A 257-nucleotide genomic window follows, 5' to 3' on the forward strand; every position below is an offset into this window, starting at 1 on the left:
GCATCCAGTCGCGCGCCATCGTCGCGGCCAGTTGCGCGACGGATTCCGGGATCATGCCGCTGAAAAAGTGGAAGGCGGTTTCTCCGGCGCGGCGCACCGCGTCGACGATGGCCGGGTGGTTGTGGCCGATGGTGGCGCACATCTGGCCCGAGGTGAAGTCCAGGATCTCGCGGCCGGTGTCGTCGCGCAGCACCGTGCCCTTGGCCGACTTGAACAGGTTCGGGAAAGTGTCGCCGCCGTAGCGGATGAGGTATTCG

At 66.5% G+C, this 257-nt stretch carries 1 protein-coding gene; it reads right to left on the bottom strand.

Annotated features, from left to right (window positions below; all coding sequences use genetic code 11):
- Positions 1 to 257, bottom strand: a 257-nt coding sequence (locus SB751_RS32620; protein WP_410749332.1) for an aminotransferase class III-fold pyridoxal phosphate-dependent enzyme, incomplete at both ends; no start/stop codon positions are given.

Source organism: Cupriavidus sp. SIMBA_020 (genome assembly GCF_046535395.1).
Lineage (GTDB): Bacteria > Pseudomonadota > Gammaproteobacteria > Burkholderiales > Burkholderiaceae > Cupriavidus > Cupriavidus campinensis.